The 255-nt window shown below is 36.1% G+C and carries 1 protein-coding gene; it reads left to right on the forward strand.

The window, feature by feature from the left end:
- Positions 1 to 255 (forward strand): hypothetical protein (locus tag ACHRVL_RS23080; protein ID WP_395415603.1); only part of this gene is annotated, 255 nt, incomplete at both ends.

A 255-nucleotide genomic window follows, 5' to 3' on the forward strand; every position in this document is an offset into this window, starting at 1 on the left:
CAGGAGGAAATGTAGTAACAGCAGCAACAGCATTAACTACAAGAACGTATTATGCAGCCTTAAAAGATGCTACAACAACTTGTGAAAGTAATGTAAGACAAGCTGTAGTTGTAAGTGTTACTGATCCAGGCACACCAAACATAACAGATACAGATCAAGACTTCTGTTTAATAAATGCACCAACAATTGCAAGTATAAATGTAAGTCCAGAAACTGGAAATATTGTTTGGTATGATGCTTTAACAGGAGGAAATG

This window comes from Flavobacterium sp. FlaQc-28 (genome assembly GCF_044007415.1).
Taxonomy (GTDB): Bacteria; Bacteroidota; Bacteroidia; order Flavobacteriales; family Flavobacteriaceae; genus Flavobacterium.